Source organism: Xanthomonas sp. JL1 (assembly GCF_038405005.1).
The window spans coordinates 24,227-32,351 of record NZ_JBBYGR010000025.1 but is presented as its reverse complement, the minus strand read 5'-3'; the positions used below and the strand labels follow the sequence as shown (position 1 = coordinate 32,351).

8 protein-coding genes and 1 pseudogene are annotated in these 8,125 nt (G+C 64.4%); 4 read left to right on the top strand and 5 right to left on the bottom strand.

Annotated features, from left to right (window positions below; genetic code table 11):
• Positions 1-98: 98 nt before the first annotated feature.
• From WJW29_RS05730 to pssA, 4 genes and pseudogenes are all read right to left on the bottom strand, one after another.
• A pseudogene (locus WJW29_RS05730) lies at positions 99-245 on the bottom strand (IS701 family transposase); the annotation flags it as partial.
• Between the two features lie 516 nt (positions 246-761).
• Positions 762-1,244, bottom strand: a complete 483-nt coding sequence (gene rimI / locus WJW29_RS05725; protein WP_011407624.1) for a ribosomal protein S18-alanine N-acetyltransferase — start codon at positions 1,242-1,244, stop codon at positions 762-764.
• Positions 1,241-1,684: an alanine acetyltransferase gene (locus tag WJW29_RS05720; protein ID WP_171970793.1), complete on the bottom strand. Its 444-nt coding sequence runs from the start codon at positions 1,682-1,684 to the stop codon at positions 1,241-1,243. The genes rimI and WJW29_RS05720 overlap by 4 nt, the downstream gene beginning before the upstream one ends.
• A gap of 34 nt (positions 1,685-1,718) precedes the next feature.
• Positions 1,719-2,492, bottom strand: a complete 774-nt coding sequence (gene pssA / locus WJW29_RS05715) for a CDP-diacylglycerol--serine O-phosphatidyltransferase (protein ID WP_011407623.1) — start codon at positions 2,490-2,492, stop codon at positions 1,719-1,721.
• Positions 2,493-2,623: 131 nt separating this feature from the next.
• On the opposite strand from pssA, the gene WJW29_RS05710 reads away from it, so the two are divergent.
• The 3 genes from WJW29_RS05710 (at position 2,624) to WJW29_RS05700 (ending at position 5,438) form a co-directional block, all read left to right on the top strand.
• A complete protein-coding gene (locus WJW29_RS05710) occupies positions 2,624-3,028 on the top strand; it encodes a DUF4124 domain-containing protein (protein ID WP_011257694.1) in 405 nt (134 codons plus the stop codon).
• A gap of 111 nt (positions 3,029-3,139) precedes the next feature.
• On the top strand, positions 3,140-4,834 hold the full coding sequence (locus WJW29_RS05705; protein WP_011257693.1) for a proline--tRNA ligase: 1,695 nt from the start codon (positions 3,140-3,142) through the stop codon (positions 4,832-4,834).
• Between the two features lie 142 nt (positions 4,835-4,976).
• On the top strand, positions 4,977-5,438 hold the full coding sequence (locus WJW29_RS05700) for an H-NS family nucleoid-associated regulatory protein (protein ID WP_011407621.1): 462 nt from the start codon (positions 4,977-4,979) through the stop codon (positions 5,436-5,438).
• Between the two features lie 61 nt (positions 5,439-5,499).
• On the opposite strand, the gene WJW29_RS05695 is transcribed toward WJW29_RS05700, so the two are convergent.
• Entirely contained in the window at positions 5,500-6,759 is a 1,260-nt protein-coding gene (locus WJW29_RS05695) for a threonine/serine exporter family protein (RefSeq protein WP_011257691.1), read from the bottom strand.
• A gap of 169 nt (positions 6,760-6,928) precedes the next feature.
• On the opposite strand from WJW29_RS05695, the gene WJW29_RS05690 reads away from it, so the two are divergent.
• Positions 6,929-8,041: an ABC transporter permease gene (locus WJW29_RS05690; RefSeq protein WP_011407620.1), complete on the top strand. Its 1,113-nt coding sequence runs from the start codon at positions 6,929-6,931 to the stop codon at positions 8,039-8,041.
• Positions 8,042-8,125: the final 84 nt, after the last annotated feature.

The following is an 8,125-nucleotide window of genomic DNA, read 5'->3' as shown; positions in this document are numbered from 1 at the left end:
CTTAGTCACCTTGAAGCGTGCCCCATGCGCGCACCTTCTTCCACGCCTTGATGCAACAAGTGCTTGATCTCGCAGGAAGAAATGTGGGGAAACCTCAGCTTCAGGTACCAGTGTGCGGGCTGTTTGCGATCCGCATGGGACAGGGCGGCAGCAACTACTTCCTCGTACTGTTCAAAACGCACTTCCAGTGTCCTATTCAACACAGCTCTCCCGCGCGGCCTGAAGGTCTTCCCATAGTGGCACAAAGGTAAGATTATTTGTAACACAGTAGAACTAACCAGGCAAGCGCGGCTCGCCGAACGCTCCACGCGCAGGTGGGGAGCGCAATGACTCAGCGCAAGCATCGAATTCGACGACTGAGTGGCCGAAGGTTCGCCCAGCGCAGTCTCTCTCCGTCAGCACCTAGGCATTGGCGTCTATCGGGTCAATCGCGCATCGCAAGGAAAGCGCGGGGCAAAGCATCTCTGCTGCGCGTCCGCGCTCCAACACGATCCGCGCTGCATGCCATCGCGTACCGCACTGAATCGTTGGAGAGCCCTCAAGGCTGATAGCGGCGTTGCACCAGTGGGCGCGGCGGCGGCATCGGCTTCGCGCAACGTCTAGTCGCGCCACACAAGCAAGCTGACCGTACAGACGCAAACACGCACTGGCGCCGGCACTCGTTCTCAGTCATCCACAACCGTCATCGTCGGCAGCCAGCGACCCGAACTGGTATCGCGGCAGCAGCAACCAGCCGCGTCCTCAACGACGACGGCGTGCGCTCAGGAGAACCCTTCGAAGAACAACTCGATCGCCATCACCAACGCATCTTCGCGCCCGCTGTGGGATGGGTAGTAGCGCGGACGGCGGCCGATTTCGTTGAAGCCTTCGGAGTGATACAGCGCAATCGCGGATGGATTGGACGGGCGCACTTCCAGAAACGCGCGCCGCGCGCCGCGATCGCAGGCGCCCTTGATCAGCGCGCGTAGCAACACGCGCCCGTGGCCTTGCGATTGCGCTTCCGGTGCGATGCAGACGTTCAGCACATGCGCCTCGTCGGCGGCGATGCTGATCACGCCATAGCCGATGACCCGACCGCCCTGCTCCATCACCCAGCCGGGATAGCCGGACTGCAGACAGTCGCGAAAGATGTTGCGCGTCCACGGAAACGGATAGGCGCGGAGCTCGATCTCCATCACCACCTCCAGGTCGCTCTCGCGCATTGCGCGCAACGCGGTGGGTTGCGGCACGTTCAATGCGCTCACGCGGGGTCCCGACGCCGCCGCAACGCGCGCAGCTGCGGCCACAGCGCACGCTTGGCAGCCGGATTGCCGCGCAGTTCTGCCAACGGCCAGGAGACCATCAAGGCCTGTGTCGCAGGGTCGCCCGGATTGCAACCGGACGCGCGCAACAAGGCCATCTGCAGACGATCCGGCATGCCGACGCGGCTGCGCCGTTGCGGCGCCGCTGCTGGCGCAGTGTTTGGCGCACGTGGCGCTTCGGCTGGAGCGGCCGTCGCGCTGCGCCGCGCGACGGGCGTACTCACCACTGCAGACTGCGGCCCACGCTCCACGCGCGCCGGTGCGGCCATCTCTGCGCGCTCGGCAACTTCGACAGGCGCAGGCAACGCATCGGCCGCATCGCGATCCAGATACACGGTGTGCCCCAACGCCTGCAGATACGACACCTGCAGATCGGACCACATCGGCTCGGACGGCGGCTCGCTCACGAAAACGCGCTCATGGCAGCTCTGGCACGCGCCGCCAACGTCGCCACAGCCACATCAGCGGGCCAGACAAGGCATACAGCACGCCGATCACCAGAAAGGAGCGCGCCAGGTCGATCACCAATAGCGCAATCACCACCGTGGCGATCGCCAACGCCAGGAATGGCACGCGGTCGGCACGTGGACCACGGGCACCACCCTTGAAGCTCCAGAAGCGCATCCGGCTGACCATCAACAATGCCGAGACCACCGTGATCGCCAACGCCACATAGCGCAGCTGCTCGCCATCGAACCCCAGGCTGTCGTCCGCAAACGCCCACACGAAGGACATCATCAGCCCAGCCGCCGCGGGACTCGCCAGACCAATGAACCAGCGCTTGTCGACCACGCCGACCTGGGTATTAAAACGTGCCAGCCGCAACGCGGCGCAGGCCGCATACAGGAAGGCAGCCGACCAACCGACCCGGCCCATCACATTGCTGTCGTACTTCAGCGCCGACAGCGACCAGTGGTACATCACCAGCGCCGGGGCCATGCCGAAGCTGACCAGATCGGCCAGCGAGTCGTACTGCACGCCGAATTCGCTGCTGGTATTGGTCAGGCGCGCAACCCGACCATCCAGCCCGTCCATCACCGCAGCCACGAACACCGCCATGGCGGCCTGGACGAACTGCCCATTGGCGGCGGCGATGATCGCGTAGAAACCGGAAAACAGCCCGGCAGTGGTGAACAGGTTCGGCAGCAGGTAAATCGTGCGCGAGCGCGGGGGCGGTCTCATCTCATCCATCCGCCAAGTGTAGGGCCTGAGGTCCGTCCGGCGGTAGCGCGCTTGCTGGTTCAGCACCCTGCGCGCCCATCACTTGCCAGCGCCGGCCGTGGATGCTGCAATGACGGTAGGAATCATCCAGGGGAAGCCACATGCAACTGTCGTCCGGGCTTTGCGCCCTGTTGATGCTGGTCAGTGCCGCCGCCGGCGCGACTGATATCTATAAGTGGAAGGACGCCAAGAGCGTGACCCACTACACCGAAACCCCGCCACCGACCGGCCAGCGCTATGAAGCGCGCCAGATCGATGCGCGCAGCGGTACCGCCGCCGTTGCCGCAGCACCGACAGCGGCGCCCGAATCCGCCGACTGCCTTACCGCACGCCGCAACCTGGAATTGCTCAGCGGCAAGGGTGATGTCTCCATGGCTGCCGGCGCCGATGGCAAGCCTGGCGCCGTATTGGACCAGGAAACCCGCGCGACCCAACGAAACCTGGCCGATGCCGCCGTCAAGGCGTACTGCAAGCCGGCAGCCACGGGCGGCCCGGCGACCCAATAGCCGCCACGCACCGGCCCATTGCGGCCGGCGACACCCCGCAAAGCACGCCCGGCAATGACCAGCAGGGCGCGAGACTGGCAAACTATGGGCTTTCCGCCCAAGCGAAGCCCGATGCGTCTTTCCCAGTTCCACCTGCACACCACCAAGGAAACCCCGGCCGACGCCGAGCTGGTCAGCCACCGCCTGATGTTGCGCGCGGGCATGATCCGCAAGCTGGCCTCCGGGCTGTACACCTGGTCGCCGCTGGGCCTGCGCGTGCTGCGCAAGGTCGAGGCCATCGTGCGCGAAGAGATGGACCGCGCCGGCGCGGTGGAAGTGCTGTTCCCCACCATCCAGCCGCGCGAGCTGTGGGACGCCACCGGCCGCTGGGAGAAGTTCGGCGGGCAATTGCTCAAGATCAAGGACCGCAAGGAGCAGGAGTTCTGCTATAGCCCCACCGCCGAAGAAGCGGCGGCCGAGTTCGCACGCCAGGAAATCAACAGCTACAAGCAGCTGCCGCTGAATTTCTATCAGATCCAGACCAAGTTCCGCGATGAAATCCGCCCGCGCTTCGGCGTGATGCGTGCGCGCGAATTCCTGATGAAGGACGCGTACTCGTTCCATCTCACCGATGCGGACATGGCGCGCGAGTACGACAACATGCGCGCCGCCTACACCCGCATCTTCACCCGCCTGGGGCTGGATTTCCGCGCCGTGCAGGCCGACTCGGGCGCCATCGGCGGCGATGCCTCGCAGGAATTCCACGTCATCGCCGACTCCGGCGAAGACTCGCTGGCGTTCTCCACCGGCTCCGATTACGCCGCCAACGTGGAAACCGCCAGTGCCGCATTGCCTGCTCCGCGCGCCGCTGCAAGCGAAGCGATGCAGCAGGTGGCAACGCCCACCCAGAAAACCTGTGAGGACGTTGCCCAGTTGCTCGGCATCGCGCTGCAGCGCACGGTCAAGTCGGTGGCGGTGATGACCGAGGCCGGCTTCGTGCTGGCACTGGTGCGTGGCGACCATGCGGTCAACGAGATCAAGTTGGCCAAGGTGCCCGGACTGGCCGGCTACCGCCTGGCCAATGAGACCGAAATCCGCGCGCACCTTGGCTGCGAGCCGGGCTTCCTGGGCCCGGTGAACACCGCGCGCCCGGTACGCGTGGTGGCCGACCGCGATGTCGCGGCACTGGCCGATTTCGTGGTCGGCGCCAATGTGTCCGGCGCGCATCTGGTCGGCGTCAACTGGGGCCGCGATCTGCCCGAACCGGAAACGGTGGCCGATGTGCGCAACGTGGTCGAAGGCGAGCGCGCGGCCGATGGCGGCGAACTGCGTCTGGCCCGTGGCATTGAAGTGGGACACGTGTTCCAGCTCGGCAGCCAGTATGCGCAGGCACTACAAGCCACCGTCATCGACGAGGGCGGCAAGGTGGCGGTGATGAAAATGGGCTGCTACGGCATCGGTATTTCGCGCATCGTGGCCGCGGCAATCGAACAGAACCATGACGATGCCGGCATCATCTGGCCCGCGCCGATGGCGCCGTGGCAAGTGGTGGTGTGCGTGATCAATCCCAAGCAGGACGCACAGGTGGTTTCCGCCGCTCAGGCCTTGCTGGACGAATTGATTGCCGCTGGCCTGGATGCAGCGCTGGACGACCGCGGCTTGCGTCCGGGTGCGATGTTTGCCGATATGGAACTACTGGGTATTCCGCATCGCGTGGTGGTTTCGGAACGCGGATTGGCGGCCGGCACATTTGAATATCGCGCCCGCACCGCCGCTGCAGCCGAAAACCTGGATAAAGCCGGATTATTCTCCCGCCTGGGACGTTGATCAAACCCCGGCAGCAGCTCCGAACGGATGAACAGAAGGCACCGAATTATTGCGGCGCATTTGTCATACCCGTTTTCTGACATTATGATGGCCATCGCTGCCACGGACCGGCATTCTTTCTCTCTCATCTTCCGGAGTCGTGATGTCGATCGATCTTAGTCGCCTGTCGGCCAAGCAGTTGGCTGCCCTGATCAAAAATGCAAAGAAGCAGCAGACCTTGGTTGCCGAGCGCGCGCCGATCGCCAAGGTCCGCACGCAACTGACCCGCGCTGCAAAAGCGCAGGGTTATTCCATTGAAGAATTGTTTGGCGCTTCCGCCACTGCTGGCCCGGGCCGTCCGGCTGGTGCCGCCAAGCCGGGCCCGCGTGCCGGCCGCAAGCTGGGCAAGGTGCCGCCGAAGTATCGCAACCCCGCCAACGCCCAGGAAACCTGGACTGGCCGTGGCAAGCAGCCGCGCTGGCTGGCAGAGCTGACCGCCGCTGGCAAGAAAGTCGAAGACTTTCTGATCAGCAAGGTCGGCGGTGTGAAGAAGGCAACGGCCAAGAAGGCCTCGGCGCGTAAAGCCGTCACCAAGCGCGCCACCAGGAAGTCCAAGGCTGGTTGATCCAAACCAATAAAAACGCCGGCAATGCCGGCGTTTTTATTGCGCGGCATTTTCCCCCGGCTCATAAATTCTTGCGCGCCGGAATCAGCAGATTGCCGAACAGCAATCCGGCCATCAATGCCATCACGATATTGGTCACTGCCAATAGTGCCGCTTGTCCCACGCTGACATCCTGTTGCTGCACCAGGGTCAAAAAGCCACGCAAACTGACGCCCCCTGGAACCAGCATGATGATGCCGGGCAAACGGATCATCGCACCAGGTTTGTGGACCACGCGCCCGAAAAGATTTCCCGCAGCGGTCAATGTCATGGCCGAGGCGAATACCCCGACAGGGCCGCCCCAGGCATGCCCAGCACAACGCGCAATGACATAGCTGAGCATGGCCGCCGCCATGATCCATAAATAATCGCGTCGATTGGCTTTGAACAGCACCGCAAACGCATAAGCGGCCACCACTAACGACGCCAATTCCACCCAACCGGCCTGCGGCCGCAACGCGGCCACCTGGGGATTCAGGCCAACCAACTGCGTCAGCGTCACCGCGATGACCGCCCCCACCGTCAGCTTAAGCACCGTGGTGACGGCACCGGCCAGGCGCGCCGTGCCGGAAACCCAGTGCTGGCTGGCCAGCTCGTTGAAGGCATTGGTCAGCGACATCCCTGGCAGCAGCACCACCAGCGAGGCGATGATCACCGTATTGAGATTCAACGGCCCCAATAACGAGGCCACCAGCGACGCCACCACCCCGGCCAGCAGGCCGGCCAGCGCTTCGCCGGCTTCCTTGGTGGCAGCACGTTTGTCGGTGTACTGGGTGAGCAGGCCAATCGACATGCCGATCGCTCCCGCCGTGGCGATATCCAGCCATGGCAGCTTCCACAGCCCGGCCACGCTCGCTGCGGCCAGCCCGAAGGCCAGCACCTGCATGGCCTTGCCGCGCCGGCCCACTTCACGGTCCAGCCGGCGCAATGCGGTGTGGCCCTGCGCAATGCTCATGCGCCCGTTGGCCACACTGTCTGCCACGTAGTCGGCCAAGCTGAGCTTGTACAGATCGATCTCGCCCGGGGCCAGGCGAATCACCCGGGTGATGTCGCTGGAACCGATCGCCTTGGTCGGGTCGCTGAAGCTCAGGATGATGCCGGTGGGGTTGGACCACGGCTCGCAGTCCAGGCCCAGCTTCTGCGAGAGCCCGACCAACGCCGCCTCCAGCCGCTGCGCGGTGGTGCCATAGGAATGCAGGCGACAGGCGATTTCGGACACGAAGGCGACGCGCTGGGCGTAGGTGGCGCTGGCGGACGGGAGGACAACGGTGGCAGCGGACATGCGTGGTGGGTCGGATCGGAGAAACGCCGTGGTCGGCGAGGCCGACAGTGTATGCCGCAGCGCGCGTGGCCGGCGTGCTTATTAGATGGCCGCAGGCACACCATTGATGCCGCGCCCCCATCCGTCGCTCACACCGTCCCTGTATGCTGGCGCCACGGACAGGCCACCCATGATCAAACCGCAACCTCCACGCATCGAACAAGACTCGCAGGATCAGGCGCAGCTCCGCCTCGCTGGCAGTTGGGTCCTGGCGACCGCCCTGCCCCAGGCAGAATTGCTACAGACCGTGCCCGACGGGGTGCGCCGCATCGACGCGCGCGGCATCCAGCAGCTGGATTCGGCAGGCGTGCTGCAGTTGCTGCGCTTTGCCAGCCGGATTGGACTGAAGGAAGACGCGATCGATTTCCGCGATGAGCATCAGGCGCTGGTGTGCACCATCGAGGAGCTCAACGACGAGCGCCCCAAGCCCAAACGCGATTACGGCTTCGTCGCTGCGCTCGACCGCCTGGGTCGGGCCACCCACCGCATCGGCCAGGACATCCTGGAGTTGAACAGTTTTCTGGGCGAAAACCTGGTCAAGATCATGCGGCTGATCCACGAGCCGCGCCGTTTCCGGCTCACCTCCACCGTGCACCACATGGAGCAGGTGGGCCTGGATGCGGTGCCGCTGGTGGTGCTGCTGTCGTACCTGGTGGGCGCGGTGATCGCGTTCCTGGGCTCGACCATCCTGCGCGACTTCGGCGCGGAAATTTACGTGGTGGAGCTGGTCAGCATCGCCTTCCTGCGCGAATTCGCCGTGCTGCTCACCGCCATCGTGCTGGCCGGGCGCACCGCCAGCGCGTTTACCGCGCAGATCGGTGCGATGAAGTCGCGCGAAGAGGTCGATGCCATCCGCACCCTGGGCCTGGACCCGATCGACCTGCTGGTGATTCCGCGCCTGCTCGCGCTGATCTTCACCCTGCCGCTGCTGACCTTCATCGCGATGATCGCCGGCCTGGCCGGTGGCGTCACCGTGGGTGCGTTCGACCTGGATATCCCGCCGCAGATGTACCTGGCGCGCATGCACGAGACCATCCAGCTGCGGCATTTCCTGGTCGGGCTCTCGAAAGCACCGTTGTTTGCGCTGGTGATCGGCCTGATCGGCTGCCTGGAAGGCTTGAAGGTCAGCGGCACCGCGCAATCGGTGGGCGAACGCACCACCTCCTCGGTGGTGCAGACGATTTCCTTGGTCATCATCCTCGACGCGATTGCGGCGTTGTGGTTCATGAAGATGGGGTGGTGATGGAGGCGGGATTCGACATTCAGGATCTGGGATTCGTGCAAAACCGCAGCGCGGCGCTTGTCGTGGTATTTGGAAGAAAAGTGC

Bases quoted from the DNA above. Each gene is read 5' to 3' on its own strand.
- WJW29_RS05695 (WP_011257691.1), bottom strand. From the start codon at position 6,759: ATGTCCGCTGCCACCGTTGTCCTCCCGTCCGCCAGCGCCACCTACGCC.
- WJW29_RS05705 (WP_011257693.1), top strand. From the start codon at position 3,140: ATGCGTCTTTCCCAGTTCCACCTGCACACCACCAAGGAAACCCCGGCC.
- WJW29_RS05710 (WP_011257694.1), top strand. From the start codon at position 2,624: ATGCAACTGTCGTCCGGGCTTTGCGCCCTGTTGATGCTGGTCAGTGCC.
- WJW29_RS05690 (WP_011407620.1), top strand. From the start codon at position 6,929: ATGATCAAACCGCAACCTCCACGCATCGAACAAGACTCGCAGGATCAG.
- WJW29_RS05720 (WP_171970793.1), bottom strand. From the start codon at position 1,684: ATGTGGTCCGATCTGCAGGTGTCGTATCTGCAGGCGTTGGGGCACACC.
- pssA (WP_011407623.1), bottom strand. From the start codon at position 2,492: ATGGATGAGATGAGACCGCCCCCGCGCTCGCGCACGATTTACCTGCTG.
- WJW29_RS05700 (WP_011407621.1), top strand. From the start codon at position 4,977: ATGTCGATCGATCTTAGTCGCCTGTCGGCCAAGCAGTTGGCTGCCCTG.